Source organism: Winogradskya humida, from assembly GCF_016862215.1.
In the GTDB taxonomy this organism is placed as follows: domain Bacteria; phylum Actinomycetota; class Actinomycetes; order Mycobacteriales; family Micromonosporaceae; genus Actinoplanes; species Actinoplanes humidus.
Genome location: NZ_BOMN01000065.1, coordinates 1 through 13,012 on the forward strand (window position 1 = coordinate 1; position 13,012 = coordinate 13,012).

General features: G+C 69.4%; 11 protein-coding genes. 6 read left to right on the forward strand and 5 right to left on the reverse strand.

Annotation, left to right across the window (positions count from 1 at the left end; translation table 11 throughout):
* Positions 1-97: 97 nt before the first annotated feature.
* Positions 98-634: a hypothetical protein gene (locus tag Ahu01nite_RS25385; RefSeq protein WP_239159120.1), complete on the reverse strand. Its 537-nt coding sequence runs from the start codon at positions 632-634 to the stop codon at positions 98-100.
* Positions 635-748: 114 nt separating this feature from the next.
* Between Ahu01nite_RS25385 and Ahu01nite_RS25390 the strand changes: the two genes are divergently transcribed.
* From Ahu01nite_RS25390 to Ahu01nite_RS25410, 5 genes are all read left to right on the forward strand, one after another.
* Positions 749-1,894: a sensor histidine kinase gene (locus Ahu01nite_RS25390; protein WP_275411779.1), complete on the forward strand. Its 1,146-nt coding sequence runs from the start codon at positions 749-751 to the stop codon at positions 1,892-1,894.
* Positions 1,894-2,631, forward strand: a complete 738-nt coding sequence (locus tag Ahu01nite_RS25395; RefSeq protein ID WP_203839135.1) for a response regulator transcription factor — start codon at positions 1,894-1,896, stop codon at positions 2,629-2,631. The genes Ahu01nite_RS25390 and Ahu01nite_RS25395 overlap by 1 nt, the downstream gene beginning before the upstream one ends.
* Before the next feature lie 123 nt (positions 2,632-2,754).
* Positions 2,755-6,996: a GH92 family glycosyl hydrolase gene (locus Ahu01nite_RS25400; protein ID WP_203839136.1), complete on the forward strand. Its 4,242-nt coding sequence runs from the start codon at positions 2,755-2,757 to the stop codon at positions 6,994-6,996.
* Positions 6,997-7,082: 86 nt separating this feature from the next.
* Complete coding sequence (locus Ahu01nite_RS25405; protein ID WP_203839137.1) at positions 7,083-7,508, forward strand: TIGR03618 family F420-dependent PPOX class oxidoreductase; 426 nt, start codon at positions 7,083-7,085, stop codon at positions 7,506-7,508.
* A gap of 78 nt (positions 7,509-7,586) precedes the next feature.
* Positions 7,587-8,159, forward strand: coding sequence for a hypothetical protein (locus Ahu01nite_RS25410; RefSeq protein ID WP_203839138.1), 573 nt, complete (start codon positions 7,587-7,589; stop codon positions 8,157-8,159).
* Here Ahu01nite_RS25410 and Ahu01nite_RS25415 read toward each other — a convergent pair.
* Entirely contained in the window at positions 8,136-8,900 is a 765-nt protein-coding gene (locus tag Ahu01nite_RS25415; RefSeq protein ID WP_239159122.1) for an alpha/beta fold hydrolase, read from the reverse strand. The two genes, Ahu01nite_RS25410 and Ahu01nite_RS25415, sit on opposite strands and share 24 nt — an antisense overlap.
* A 55-nt stretch (positions 8,901-8,955) precedes the next feature.
* Between Ahu01nite_RS25415 and Ahu01nite_RS25420 the strand changes: the two genes are divergently transcribed.
* A complete protein-coding gene (locus Ahu01nite_RS25420) occupies positions 8,956-9,375 on the forward strand; it encodes a winged helix-turn-helix transcriptional regulator (RefSeq protein ID WP_203839140.1) in 420 nt (139 codons plus the stop codon).
* On the opposite strand, the gene Ahu01nite_RS25425 is transcribed toward Ahu01nite_RS25420, so the two are convergent.
* From Ahu01nite_RS25425 to Ahu01nite_RS25435, 3 genes are all read right to left on the reverse strand, one after another.
* Positions 9,372-10,154 carry a hypothetical protein gene (locus tag Ahu01nite_RS25425; protein WP_203839141.1) on the reverse strand — a complete coding sequence of 261 codons (783 nt, stop codon included), beginning with the start codon at positions 10,152-10,154 and terminating at the stop codon, positions 9,372-9,374. The genes Ahu01nite_RS25420 and Ahu01nite_RS25425 overlap by 4 nt on opposite strands.
* Before the next feature lie 82 nt (positions 10,155-10,236).
* Positions 10,237-10,614, reverse strand: coding sequence for a hypothetical protein (locus Ahu01nite_RS25430; RefSeq protein WP_203839142.1), 378 nt, complete (start codon positions 10,612-10,614; stop codon positions 10,237-10,239).
* A gap of 81 nt (positions 10,615-10,695) precedes the next feature.
* Complete coding sequence (locus Ahu01nite_RS25435) at positions 10,696-12,918, reverse strand: beta-galactosidase (protein WP_203839143.1); 2,223 nt, start codon at positions 12,916-12,918, stop codon at positions 10,696-10,698.
* Between the last annotated feature and the right edge of the window lie 94 nt (positions 12,919-13,012).

Below are 13,012 nucleotides of genomic sequence, written 5' to 3' on the forward strand. Positions count from 1 at the left end.
CGTTGAGGCCCACGAGGGCGCGGCCGGTGGCCGGCGTTGAGGCCCACGAGGGCGCGGCCGGTGGCCGGCGTTGAGGCCCACGAGGGCGGGGCGGAGGTTAGACCAAATCCTTCCAGAAGGCGACCGTGGGGCGGCCTCCGGTCTGTTGTTCCCGCAGGCCTTCGAATTCCCGGCGGAGGTAGGCCTTCAGGTCGGCTCCGTAGACGATGACGTCTGTCTGCATCACGGACAGGACCGGGTGGCCGGCGGTTCCCCGGCCCGCGGGGAGGTAGCGGTGGGAGTAGAGCGGGATCAGGCGCGGGGCGGTTACCAGGAAGCTTTTGGCTACGGGGACGGCGTTGACCGGTTGGGGGCCCCAGCCTTCGTACCAGAAGCCGTTGGAGGCTACGTCGAAGAGGACTCCTTCGACGGGGGCGGCCAGGCGGTCGCGGAGTTGGGTCCGGTCGCCGTGGCGCCAGTCGGGCCAGCCTCGGCCGGTGGGGAGGCCTGCGGTCAGGAAGGCCCGGTGGTCGTCGGCGAAGGAGAAGGCGAATTCCTTCTCCACGGCGGCGAGTTCGGTTTCGGTCAGGCCCGGTTCGATGGTGAAGCGGGCGTAGGAGGCGAGCAGCGCGGCGGGGGTTTCCACGTCGGTCACCCGCTCACCTTAGGACGGCTGCACCTTTTGGAGTAGGGCGTACTCCTGGGGAGTCGGGGCGAGTGACAACTGCTGGTGGATGTGCCGGCCGCTCTTCACGGCCATTGTCGAGAGATGAGAAAGGACCAGGAAGGGAGCAGGGGGATGCGGGAGCGGGGACAGGTGTGGGTGGCGGCCGGGGTGACGTTGGTGGGGGTGCCGGCGGGGCTTGCGCTGACCGGAGGGAATGTGGATTCGGCGATTACGGGGGCGCTGGCCGTTTTCCTTGCGGGGGTGGTGCTGGCGGTTCGGCGGTGGCCGGTGAGCGCTCTGCTCGTGTCGGTCTGGGCGGTGCTGGCTTTCCGGGCTGCGGATCTGGTGGGGGCCGGGTGGGTGTGGCCGGCGACTGCGGCGTTTGTCGGGGTCATGGTGCATGGGCGGCAGCGGTGGGCGATCGCTGTCGGGGCGCTGGCGCTCTGGTGGGGGTTTGTGTGGGACTACTTCGTGCAGATGAACACGTTCGAGTTCGCTGTGGGGCGGGTTGGCGCGGAGGCGTTATGGCTGGCGGCGGCGTTGGCGGTGACCCACGCGTATCTGAGCACCCGGCGGTGGCAGGAGGAGGTGGCGGCGCGGTTGCGGCAGTCGTTGACGGAGCAGGAGCTTGACGCACGGCGGCGGCGGGCTGAGGAGCGGGTTGATGTTGCCCGGGATCTGCATGACGTTGTGTCGCACACGCTGGCTGTGGTCGGGGTGCATCTGAATGTGGCGCTGGACGCCTTCGACGATGAGCCGGAGGAGGCTCGGGACGCCGTCCGGCTGGCTCAGGATGTGCGGGGGCGCGCGATGACCGACCTGAAAGCGCTGGTGGACGTGCTGCGAAGAGATCCGGGGCGCAGCGAGCCGGCGTACGGGCTGGAGAGTCTGGAGGGGTTGACCGGGCAGGTCAGTGCGGCGGGGGTTCGGGTGCGGCTGGTGGAGGTCGGTGAGCGCGCCGATGTGCCTGCCCCGGTGGCGACCGCGGTGCACCGCGTTGTGCAGGAGTCGCTGACCAACACCGTGCGGCATGCGGGCGCGAGAGAGGCCACCGTGACCCTGCACTACGCGCCGGAGTCGGTCACTGTGGAGATCGTGGATGACGGCGGTGGAGGCCTGACCGAGAGTGAGGGGCACGGGATCATGGGGATGCGGGAGCGGGTGGCCGCGCTCGGCGGCACCCTTGTTGCGGGTGATGGGCCGGACGGTGGCTTCCGGGTGCGCGCGTCGATCCCGGTCACCGTCTGATGACGATCAGCGTGCTCCTCGCCGACGACCAGCATCTGGTGCGGGCCGGTTTCCGCAGCCTGCTCAAGCGGGACAAGGAGATCACGGTCGTCGGCGAGGCCGCCAGCGGGGACGAGGCGGTGCGTACGGCCCGGGAGCTGAGGCCTGACGTCGTGCTGATGGATATCCGGATGCCGGGGCTGGACGGCATCGAGGCCACCCGGCGCATCGTGGCCGACCCGGGACTTGTCCAGACCCGGGTGGTCATCCTCACGACCTTCGAGACCGACGAGTACGTGTTTGCCGCGCTGGCCGCGGGGGCCAGCGGTTTCCTGACCAAGGAGGTCGACCCGGAGGGGCTGCGACATGCGGTGCGGGTGGTGGCGGCCGGGGAAGCCCTGCTCTCCCCCAGCGTGACCCGCCGGGTAGTGGCCCGGTTCGCCCACCGCCCAGCCGGCCTGCAGAAGAACCAGCCGGGCACCCCGCAGGGCCAGCCCGGCACCCTGCAAGGCCAGCCCGGCACCCTGCAAGGCCAGCCCGGCTCGCAGGGTCAGCCGGCGAGATTGAACAGCCTGACCGCGCGGGAGCTGGAGGTGGTGCGGCTGGTCGCGTCGGGGCTGTCGAACGACGGGGTGGCCCGGGAGCTGGTGATCAGTCCGTTGACGGCCAAGACGCACATCACGCGGGCGATCGCCAAGGTGGGTGTACGGGACCGGGTGCAGTTGGTGATCCTGGCGTACGAGGAAGGGTTGGTCTGACATCGATGTCATAGAAGTCTTGCGGATAGATGTACTTACGGATGACGATGTGTCGCGGATGTTTCGGCAGTTCTCGTTCTGCGACAAGGAGACGGCATGCATCGGCCACGATGGAGTGTCGCAATGTTATCGGTGAGTCTCGTGGCGGCAGCGGCCGCCGCAACACCCGGCGCCGCTGCCCAGGCCGCGGCGGCTACGGCGTTCGCGTCCTCGTTCGAGACCGCGGACCCCCAGCCCACCTGGACCGACACGGTGGACGGCGAGCGCAGCAGCGGCGTCGACGGCACCGTCGACGCCGGGATGCCGGGCAGCCTGCGCGACCACGTCACCGCTATCACCGCGAATGCCCAGCCGAACAGCAACGAGGGCGTCGGCAACCTCAACGACGGCAACGCCGAGTCGAAATGGCTGGTGGACACGCCGGCCAGCTGGGCACAGTACGTGCTCGATGCCCCGGCGACGGTGACGAAGTACGCCCTCACCTCCGCCAACGACGCCCCCGAGCGCGACCCGCGCGACTGGACCCTGGAGGGTTCGGCGGACGGCAGCACCTGGACGACCGTCGACACCCGCAGCGGCGAGTCGTTCGACGACCGTTTCCAGACGAAGACCTACACGGTGGCGACGCCGGGCTCGTTCGCGATCTACCGGCTCAGCATCACCGGGCACCCGTCGGGCAACCTGACCCAGCTCGCGGATCTCGAGCTCGCCGACAACAACACCAGCGCTCCCCCGGCCGGGCCGATGCAGAGCCGGATCGGTGGCGGGCCGTCCAGCTCCCCGACCGCGAAGGCGAACGCGGGCTACACCGGGCTCAAGGCGCTGCAGATCGCCGGGCGGCAGACCGCGGAGGGACGCGGCTACTCCTACAACAAGGTCTTCGACGTGGACGTGCCGGTCACCGCCGACACCGAGCTTTCGTACCTCGTGCTGCCCGAGTTCAACCGGCAGGACGCGAGCAACCCGGCCACGTACACCGCGGTCGATCTGGCGTTCACCGACGGCACCTATCTGTCGCAGCTGGGTGCGCTCGACCAGAACGGCTTCGAGCTGAGCCCGTCGGGGCAGGGTGCGTCGAAGTCGCTCTACACGCAGCAGTGGAACAAGCGGGCCAGCCGGATCGGCTCGGTCGCGAAGGGCAAGACGATCGACCGGATCCTGGTCGGTTATGACAAGCCCAGCGGGCCGACCACCTTCAAGGCGTGGTTCGACGACATCGCGCTGCGGGACGTGCCGGTCGCCAAGCCCAAGAGCCACCTCTCCGAGTACGTCGAGACGCGCCGGGGCACGCAGTCGTCGGGTGACTACTCGCGGGGCAACAACTTCCCGGCGACGGCGGTGCCGCACGGCTTCAACTTCTGGACCCCGGTGACCAACGCCGGATCCACCAGCTGGCTGTACGAGTACCACCGGCAGAACAACGCCGCGAACCGCCCGACCCTGCAGGCGTTCGCCGCCAGCCACGAGCCCAGCCCGTGGATGGGTGACCGCCAGACGTTCCAGGTCATGCCTTCGGCGGCTACGGGTACGCCCGACGCGAACCGGACCAACCGAGCGCTGGCGTACGGCCACGAGAACGAGATCGCCAAGCCGTACTACTACGGCGTGACGTTCGACAACGGCATCAAGACGGAGATCGCGCCGGCCGACCATGCGGCGTTGTTCCAGTTCACGTTTACCGGCGACAGCGGGAACCTGATCTTCGACAACGTGAACGAGAAGACCGGGCTGACGATCGACGCGGCGAACAACGCGGTCAGCGGTTACTCGGACGTCGCCAGCGGGCTCTCCAACGGCGCGACCCGGATGTTCATGTACGCGACGATCGACTCCCCGATCACCGCGAGCGGCATGCTGCCCACGGGCAACCGTCCGAGCACCGGCTACGTGAAGGTCGACACCGCGCAGTCCAAGACCGTGACGATGCGGATCGCGACGTCGCTGCTCAGCGTCGCGCAGGCCAAGCACAACCTGGAGCTCGAGGTCGGCGCGGGCACCACGCTCGCCTCGGTCCGGGATCAGGCGCAGGCCGCCTGGGACGCGAAGATGCACACGATCGAGGTCGAGGGTGCCAGCGAGGACCAGCTGACCACGCTCTACTCGAACCTGTACCGGCTGTTCCTCTACCCGAACTCGGCGTACGAGAACACCGGCACCGCGGCGGCCCCGGTGATCAAGCACGCCGTGCAGTCCGCGGTGACGGCCCCGGCGAGCACCCCGACCGAGACCGGTGCGGCGATCAAGGACGGCAAGGTCTACGTCAACAACGGGTTCTGGGACACGTACCGCACGACCTGGCCGGCGTACTCGCTGTTCACGCCGGACGAGGCCACCGATCTGGTGAACGGGTTCGTCCAGCAGTACAAGGACGGCGGCTGGATCTCGCGGTGGTCGTCGCCGGGCTACGCGAACCTCATGGTGGGTACGAGTTCCGACGTCGCTTTTGCGGATGCGTACCTGAAGGGCGTACCCGGCATCGATGTTGAATCGGCCTACCAGGCCGCCATCAAGAACGCGACCGTGGCCCCGCCGAACCAGAATGTCGGCCGTAAGGCCCTGGACTCGTCGATCTTCAAGGGATACACGCCGAGCGACGCGACCGGCGAGGCCCTGTCGTGGGCGATGGACGGCTACATCAACGACTACGGCATCGCCAACATGGCCGACTCGCTGGCCAAGAAGGGCGGCCCGAAGGCGGCGGAGTACAAGGAGCAGGCGGAGTACTTCCGCAACCGCGCCCTGAACTACGTGAACATGTTCGACCCGTCGGTCGACTTCTTCCAGGGCAAGACCACGGCCGGCACGTGGCGCAACCCGCCGGCGACGTACGACCCGCGGGTCTGGGGTTACGACTACACCGAGACCAACGGCTGGAACATGGCGTTCCACGCGCCGCAGGACGGCCAGGGCCTCGCGAACCTGTACGGCGGCAAGAACGAGCTGGCCAAGAAGCTGGACACGTTCTTCTCGACACCGGAGACGGCGAAGTTCGTCGGCTCCTACGGCGGCACGATCCACGAGATGCTCGAGGCGCGTGACGTGCGGCTGGGTCAGTGGGGCTTCAGCAACCAGCCTTCACACCACATCCCCTACATGTACGACTACGCGGGCCAGCCGTCGAAGGCGCAGAAGATCGTGCGTGAGGCGTTGTCCCGGCTCTACCTCGGCAGCGAGATCGGCCAGGGTTACCCGGGCGACGAGGACAACGGCGAGATGAGCGCGTGGGGCATCTTCAGCTCGCTCGGCTTCTACCCGCTGCAGATGGGCAGCCCGGCGTACGCGATCGGGTCGCCGCTGTTCAAGAAGGCCACGGTCAACCTGCCGAACGGCAAGAAGATCGTGATCAACGCACCGCAGAACAGCAGCAAGAACGTGTACGTGCAGTCGCTGAAGGTCAACGGGAAGTCGTACAACTCGACGTCCCTGCCGCACAGCCTGCTGGCGAACGGCGCGACGCTGGACTTCAAGATGGGCGCCTCGCCGTCGACGTGGGGCACCGGTAAGGACGCGGCACCGCCGTCGATCACGACCGGTGACGCCGTGCCGAACCCGCTGCGCGACCTGACCGGCCCGGGCAAGGGCACCGCCTCGGAGCCGACCCTGGTGGACGACACCTCCACCACCCGGGTGGTGTTCCCGAGCGCGACGCCGACGTTCACCTACCAGTTCGCCAGCGGCGCCGAGCAGGCCGACTACTACACCCTCACCTCGGGTGCGGTGGCCGGCGATCCGAAGTCGTGGAAGCTGTCCGGCACGTACGACGGCACGACCTGGACGACGATCGACCAGCGTACGGACCAGACGTTCGACTGGCGGCTGCAGACCAAGCCGTTCAAGATCGCCAAGCCCGGCCGGTACGCGCAGTACAAGCTCGAGGTCACCGCGAACACCGGTGAGGCAGCCACCACGCTCGCCGAGGTCGAACTGCTCGGCAAGCCGGCTCCGGCCTGCACCACCACGATCGCCGACAAGACGGTCGGCGCGATCTCGGTCAAGTCCGGCGTCACCTGCGTCACCGCCGGCGCGACGGTCACCGGGGCGATCTCGGTGACCAACGGTGCCTCGCTCTACGTCACCGGCTCGACGCTGCGCGCGGCGATCACGGCGACCGGCGCGGGCACGGTCTCGATCCTGCACTCGACGGTCACCGGCCCGGTCACCGCGACCGCGTCCGGCCCGGTCCAAATCGAGGCCTCAAGCTTCAAGGGCCCGGTCACCCTGCTGGGCAACAAGAGCCAGACCGTTGTCGCCGCTGACACCATCAACGGCATCCTGACCTGCTCGGCCAACCAGCCGGCACCGATCAACAACGGCCTGCCCAACACGGTGAGCGGCCCGCGCCTGGGCCAGTGCGCCAAGCTGTAAGCAGCCGGTGCGCCAAGCTGTAGTCAACTTCTGAACGGAACGCCGCGGTCCCGCACGATGGGGCCGCGGCGTTCTACTGTTCGGACATGTCCGATGAGAATCTGTGGAATGCCGTCGTGGCGGCCGACCTCTGCACGCTGGCGACGATCAAGAAGGACGGACGCCCGCAACTCTCCGACGTCAACTACACGGCCGGCCCGGCGACCAGGATCCTGCGCATCTCCACCCGCGGCACCCTGGCCAAGGTCCACAACCTGCGCCGCGACCCCCGCGGCTCGATCCGCGTGGGCCCGGCCGCCGGCGGCTACGTGGCAGCCGATGTCACGGCGTCGTTCTCCGCCCCCGCCGCCGACGAGAACGACGCGACGGTCGAGGAACTGATCGACATCTACCGCCTGATCGCCGAGAAGGACCACCCCGACTGGGCCGACTACCGCCGCGCCATGGTCGAGGACGGCCGCCTGGTCCTCAGCCTCAGGATCGAGAAGCTCTACGGCTGGGTCATGGACTGAGAGCGGCTGGGTCATGGACTGAGAGGACGCTGTGCGCAACACAGCCCGGCCTCAGGCGACATCTTCAATCATCGATGCATGTCCAAGCTGACGCGAACCACCACCACAGTCCTCGTCACCCTCGCCGCCGCCGCCGTCATCGCACCGACCGCCGCAAGCGCGAAGCCACCCGCCGGCACCGCATCGCTACGCGGATCCGCGCACTTGATCTTCCCGCCGACGCCGGACGACGAGGTCAACTTCACCGTCGACGCCCACTCCCGCTACGCGGGCTCCGGGCCGTTCCCCTCCGAGTCTTGGGGAACGGCCCGGGTCTCGCACGTCTTCACGGGAGAACACCCCGGCGAGATCTGGTACGCCCTCGCCGTCGACTGCCTCATGACCGGCCCGGACACCGCGACGGTCACCGGCGTGGTCACCACCGCCTCGCCGGACGGCCAGTCCCTGATCGGCACCCGGCTCGGCTTCAGCGTCGCCGACACCGGCCGGCACGACACGGTCGGCTTCACCGGCGTCCAGGGCACGGCGGAGCTGCCGAAATGCATGGCACCCGCGGCGTTCTTCCAGGTCCGGGACGGCGACTACCGGGTGACCGACGCGAACCACTGGGGGACCGGGATGAGCGCCTCACCCATCGCTGAGCAGGGCTGACAGGGCGTCCGGGCGGTCCAGCGGGACGATGTGCCCGCAGTTGTCGAGCAGTTCGCCGCGCAGGTCGTCGGTGACGGGTCCGAGCTGGCGGTGCAGCCGTTCCCCCACGACGTTCCCGCCGATCGCGAGCGTCGGCACCCGGAGCCGCCCGGCCGCCCGGATCAGCTCAGCGTTCCCCGTCATCTCCCGGTAGAAGCCGAACCCTGCCTCCAGCCGCTCCTTCCCGCTGTAGGCACGCACGAACGCCTCCCGCAGTGAAGTGTCGGTTACGCTGCGCAGGAACCAGCCCAGATATTCCGCCTCGCGGCCGGCCAGCACGGTTGCGGGCAGCGAGGGCACCGCGTGAAAGCCGAACCACCACGGCGGCGTCTCGAACCCGCCCGGCAGCCCGGGAAGCGTCCCCTCCATCAGCACCAGCCGCGTCACCCGCTCGGGATGCCGCGCGGCCAGCAGGAACGCGGTCGGCACCGACGCGTCGATCGCTACGATCTCCGCGCGTTCCACCCCCAGCGCGTCCAGCAGGCCGAGCACATCGTCTGCCAGGGTCGCGGCGTCGAAACCGTCGACGGCCGGTGCGCTCTCCCCGAGCCCGCGCAGGTCCGGTGCGATAACCGTGCGACCCGGCAGGTCCAGCGTCTCCCAGACCCGCCGGGTGTGCGGCCACCCGTGCAGCGCAACGATGGGCGGCCCCGAACCCCGTACGGTCGTCTCCAGTTCGGTCCCGTTCGTCGCGATGCGCATAGAAAAACCTCTCCCGGTTACCATCGGTTACCTGGTCAACCTTGGAGATCAAGCCATGACAGATCAAGAACGCACTCCACGGGTACGAGGTGAGCGCGGGGTAACCGGCGACCTCTTCGACCCCGCCTGCGCCACCCGTCAACTCCTCGACCGCATCGGCGACAAATGGACGTCAATGCTGGTCAAAGTGCTGACGGAGGCACATCCGACCGAGCGCGGATTCGCGGAGCTACGCCGGGCCATGCCGGGGATCTCGAACAAGATGCTGTCCCAGACCCTGCGCAACCTGGCCCTCGACGGCCTGGTCCTCCGGCGCGTGGAACCCTCGATCCCGCCGCGCACCTACTACTCCCTCACCCCGCTGGGCCTCTCCCTGGACGCCCCGCTGGCCGCCGTCCGAGCCTGGGCCGAAGCCAACATGGCCACCATCGACGACGCTCGCCGCAATGCGACCGTGGGGGAGGCAGCCGGTTAGCGCTGCGCCTCGTCGCAGGAGAAACCGTCCTTCACCAGGGAGTACGCCTGGTCCTTGGGCATGATCGAATCGCCGGTGGTCACCTTGCCGTTCGTGGCGGACCGCCCGCCGTCATGCAGCTCGATCACCGTGGTCTGCACCCCGTAGCCATCGCCCTGGGGCGCCGCGCGCAGCCCTTCCAGCACGAAACCCCGCGCACCCCGGCCGCACCCGACACCCGTGCCCGGCTTCCGGAAACCGTTGTCGAACGTGTACTGCGAGCCCTGGACGTTCTTCGTGACGACGATCGCGCAGTCGACCAGCGCGAACAGGTACGAGGTGCGCGGGCCGTCGAGCAGGATCACCGCGTTGCCGGAGCTGTCCACGAACGAACGGGCGCCGAGCTGGCCGCCCTCCGAGACGCTGAACTTGGTGCTGATCGTCCGGCCGCTGGAGGTGCGTACACCCATCGTCGCGTCGTCGTCCGCCAGGAAGAACACGTCGCCCTTGCCGTCGCCGTCCAGGTCCGCGGTCGAGGTCCGCTTCGCCCCGGCCGGCACCGCAACCTTGTTGACGGCGCACCCCTGCCCGGCGGTGGGATCCCCCTTACCCGAGTCCCCGTCGTCCGTGTCCTTCGTGGGGGCCGGGCCGATCGAAGAAGCAGCCGAGGCACTGGCCGGTGGCGCGGGCGGGGCCGAGGCGGGGGCGGATGACGTGCTGGTGTGAGCGGCGCATCCGGTGAGTGCCGCGAGCCCCAGCGCGCCGGAGGTGACGAGGGCGGGCAACCTGACGCTTCGCATATGTGAACCCTTTCCAGGACCATGATTTCCTGGAAAACGGTAAACGAGCCGATATTCCGCTTGATCCCAGGTTCGTGCCGGATCAGCGCGGCGGCAGCGCGGCGCGCAGGAGCTCGTGCAGGCTGTCGGTGCAGCGGAGCAGCATGTGGGCGACCTCGTCGAACATCTCGGGGTTGCGGCGGCCGTTCTCCTGCCACAGTCCACGCAGCACCGACTGGCTGATGGCGAGCTGGGTCGCCGCGCCCTCCACGATGCCGATGAGGTCTTCGCGGTAGGCGGGCGGCGCGAAGACGACCGCTCCGCGCGCCGCCCGCAGGGGCTCACCGGGGGTGGCGAAGACCGCCGCCGCGTCGCCGCCGGCGCGGTCCGCGCCGATCCAGGCGAGCAGATGCTCGAGCTCGGTCGCGGCCACCGTCATGCGGCCGATCGCGGCGAGGGTCTCCACCGGCAGGGTCTGCATGGCCAAGACCTTATCGCCGCAAACCCGGTGAATCGAACCGGCCAACGCCCGTGTGACGACCGGGCCCGCCGCAGCCCGGCCTCAGTCGTCAGACAGTCCTTGAGCCTGCGTCCACGAGTGCCGGCCGATGACCCGGACGGAGTCCAGGGCGTGCAGCTGGCCGTCGGCGCCGAGGAGGCGAACGTGTGCGTCCTCCGGAAGGTGGACGGTCGAGCCGGTGGCCAGCGGCAGGATGTGGATCGTCAGCTCCGCGCCCGGGTGGTAGCCCGCGTCGCGCAGGTTGACGAGCCAGCGGGCGCCGTCCCAGAAGCGGTCGGTGGCCGTGCGGCCGTCGACGCGCAGTTCGGCGATGTCACCGGCCCAGGTGATCTCGATCAGGGCGTCGAGGCCGGCGTCGGCGGCCCAGTCGGGCAGGTCGACGCGGTGGACGGCGGCGAGCTCGGCGAAGACGTCCGGCGTGGGTGCCGACTGACGGCCGTCGTGCTTTCCGTACGCGACCGGCACGGCATTACCCGCGGGACGGAGCTCCGTGATCCCCGCGTCCCCGATCCCGGTGATGAACGGGCCGGCCGGGGGTGCCAGGGGCAGATCGGTGAACGTACGGGCGGCCGGGTCGTAGACGTGCACGGTCGGGGTCGCCGCCGAGCGGGCGCTCACCACGCCGTCCGGGCCCCAGGTCAGCTCGTCGGCGCTGAGCAGCAACCGGCGGCCGCCGTCCTCGCAGACCCACGCGATCTGCGCGGTCGACGCGTCGAGGACGAGCACGTCCAGCGACGGGGTGACGCCGACCGGGCTGAGGCCGGGGGTCAGGGTGCGGATCTCGCCGCCGATCGAGATCTCCACCTCGATGCCCTCGGCCGCGGTCAGCACCAGGGTCGGGACGTCACCCGGGAGCACGGTGAGCGCGGAGGCGGTCGCGTAGTCGAGGCCGTATTGGCGCAACGGCCACCTGGCGAGCGTACCGAAAGGAATGTCCGCAGGCCGGGACGGCAGTAGCAGGGTGGTCTCGTCGCCGAGGGTGACCTCGAACTGAGCGTTCCTGTAGGTCGGCAGGGGCACGTGCGGCTGGTGCCAGGAGACGAACAGGAAGCCGCTGTCGCCGTCGGAACGCAGCGCCCAGCGCAGGGTCCCGGTGTCCTCGACGCCGTTCGGGCGCACCTCGGGCAGGCTCGACGGCATCTCGGCCAGCGAGGAGCCGAACGCGGCGAGGAACGCGTGCTGGCGGCGCAGTTCGGCGTAGCTGTCCGATGCGACACCGGACTCGCCGAGCGGGGCGTGGAAGTCGTAGCCGAGCCGCTGCATGTCGTTCGGGTATCCCGTCGCGTGGGACTCCTGCACACCCTTGTCGCTCGGCGGGTTCGTGCCGCCCGCGTACATGTAGTAGCCCTGCCAGGCCGAGCCGTTGCCGATCTTGCAGTGGGCGACGGTCGCGACGTCGAGACCGGACGGGCGGGGGCGGCGGTGGTAGGCCGTGCCCATGCCGCCGGCAAGCTCGCAGGTCGCGGGTGGGAAGAGGGCCGACGGGGTGCGCGGGCCGCCCGCCGCGGCGTCGATGTTCTGCGCGCGGCGCACGTCGGCACCGATGCCCGGGTCGTCCCAGACGTGCGAGAAGAAGTAGTGATCGCGGAACGTCGGGTCCCAGGGGGCGTCCGAGTCGACCCAGAAGCCGTCGCCGTACCCGCCGTACAGCGGCAGGACCTCCTCGGCGGGCAGGTCGGCGCCGCCCCATGCCGTGGCGGTCCAGAGCGGCGCGCTCATCCCGGCCTCGCGGGCCAGCCGCTTGAGCGTGACGAGGTGTCCGGGCTGGTCGTAGAGCTCGTTCTCGAGCTGGATGCCGAGCACCGGGCCGTCGGGTGAGCAGCGGCCGTCGAGGTTGCCGGCGAGCTGACCGAACCATTCACGGACCATGTCCAGGTACGCGGGGTCGTCGGTCCGGTGGCGTACCGGCGCCTCCTGGACCCAGTCGGGGAACCCGCCGTTGCGGCTCTCCGCGTGGACCCACGGGCCGATCCGCATGATGACGTCCAGGCCGGCCTCGACGCAGGCGTCGACAAACGCCGCCACGTCGAGATTGCCGTCGAAGCGGGGCTCGCCGCGGTGCTCGACGTGGTGCAGCCAGAACACGTAGCTGGCCACAACGGTCACGCCGCCGGCGCGCATCTGCCGCAGCCGCTCGGCCCAGCGCTCGCGCGGAACCCGGCTGTAGTGCAGCTCGCCGGAGATCGGCACGACCGGCACACCGTCACGGATGAGGTAGCGGTTGGTCAGTTCGACACCGGGGCGTACGTCCTGCTCGTTGCTCATCGCCGGACGGGTAAGCGGTTCTACCCACGGAGAGTGCCGGACGGACAAAAGCTGGGGCCGCGATGGGTGATCGGTCGCCAACGAAGGGTCCCTC

What these genes read in the sequence shown, in the direction of transcription:
- Ahu01nite_RS25390 (WP_275411779.1), top strand. Translation starts at nt 749, where the DNA reads ATGAGAAAGGACCAGGAAGGGAGCAGGGGGATGCGGGAGCGGGGACAG.
- Ahu01nite_RS25435 (WP_203839143.1), bottom strand. Translation starts at nt 12,918, where the DNA reads ATGAGCAACGAGCAGGACGTACGCCCCGGTGTCGAACTGACCAACCGC.
- Ahu01nite_RS25395 (WP_203839135.1), top strand. Translation starts at nt 1,894, where the DNA reads ATGACGATCAGCGTGCTCCTCGCCGACGACCAGCATCTGGTGCGGGCC.
- Ahu01nite_RS25410 (WP_203839138.1), top strand. Translation starts at nt 7,587, where the DNA reads ATGTCCAAGCTGACGCGAACCACCACCACAGTCCTCGTCACCCTCGCC.
- Ahu01nite_RS25405 (WP_203839137.1), top strand. Translation starts at nt 7,083, where the DNA reads ATGTCCGATGAGAATCTGTGGAATGCCGTCGTGGCGGCCGACCTCTGC.
- Ahu01nite_RS25415 (WP_239159122.1), bottom strand. Translation starts at nt 8,900, where the DNA reads ATGCGCATCGCGACGAACGGGACCGAACTGGAGACGACCGTACGGGGT.
- Ahu01nite_RS25425 (WP_203839141.1), bottom strand. Translation starts at nt 10,154, where the DNA reads ATGCGAAGCGTCAGGTTGCCCGCCCTCGTCACCTCCGGCGCGCTGGGG.
- Ahu01nite_RS25400 (WP_203839136.1), top strand. Translation starts at nt 2,755, where the DNA reads ATGTTATCGGTGAGTCTCGTGGCGGCAGCGGCCGCCGCAACACCCGGC.
- Ahu01nite_RS25430 (WP_203839142.1), bottom strand. Translation starts at nt 10,614, where the DNA reads ATGCAGACCCTGCCGGTGGAGACCCTCGCCGCGATCGGCCGCATGACG.
- Ahu01nite_RS25420 (WP_203839140.1), top strand. Translation starts at nt 8,956, where the DNA reads ATGACAGATCAAGAACGCACTCCACGGGTACGAGGTGAGCGCGGGGTA.